This is a genomic window from Ascidiimonas meishanensis (genome assembly GCF_037782385.1).
GTDB lineage: Bacteria > Bacteroidota > Bacteroidia > Flavobacteriales > Flavobacteriaceae > Ascidiimonas > Ascidiimonas meishanensis.
The window spans coordinates 1-941 of the sequence record NZ_JBBEXD010000048.1; the positions used below are offsets into that span (position 1 = coordinate 1).

Below are 941 nucleotides of genomic sequence, written 5' to 3' on the forward strand. Positions count from 1 at the left end.
AGGGCTTCTACCAGATCTTCATATTGGTATAACTGATGATCAAATGCAGAAAGGGTGTGCTGTTTTACGTGTTGTAAAAAGTCTAAAAAGCGGGCAGACCCCGGAACCTCATTGCGAAGCGCAAGGGTGTTGACAAACATACCCACCATTGCTTCCAGATCCGCATGATGCCTCCCAGAAGTAGGTGTCCCTACTACCACATCTTCGGTATTGCTCAACTTGCTTAATAGTACATTGTACGCAGCTAAAAATAGCATGTACATCGTTACTCCAGAATCCTTGGAAAGCTCGCGTAGCCCATCAATCATCACAGGCTCTAAATGAAAACTGCTGGTAGCGCCACGATCGCTCTTTACCAAGGGTCTTGGATAATCGGTAGGAAGTTCCAATACGTTTACTTCTTCACTGAAAACATCCAGCCAGTATGCTTTATGAGAGGCTACCAGTGAGGCCTGCGCTTCGCTCTGCTGCCACTCCGCATAATCTCGGTACTGCAGTGGTAACTCAGGTAAAGTCTCTCCTCGGTACAAACACCAGAAATCATTCAGTAAGATCTCATGTGACACCCCATCACTGATAATATGATGCATATCAAAAACAAGGATGTAACCCCCTTCTTCTAAATGGATAAGACCCGCTCTAAATGGATACTCGTTCGCCAGATCAAAAGGGCGCATAAAGCTATCTATTAAACTATCAGCCGTTGATTGAGAGGAATGGTATTCTATCACACTAAAATCTGATGCCGGTACAATGCGTTGAAACACATGACCGCCTTCTAATACAAACTGTGTTCGTAAACTCTCATGTCTCTCTACAAGGGCATGAAAGGCTTCTTTTAGTCTTTCAACATCTAAACGCGCATCAATCGTAAACACGCCAGGCATGTTATAAGCCGTTGACATCCGGTCAAACTCATACAAAAAGTACATCCGCTTCTG

At 44.3% G+C, this 941-nt stretch carries 1 protein-coding gene; it reads right to left on the minus strand.

All coding sequences use genetic code 11. The features are described 5' to 3' along the window. On the minus strand, positions 1-941 hold a 941-nt coding region (locus tag WBG07_RS19355), incomplete at both ends, for a condensation domain-containing protein (protein WP_340203779.1).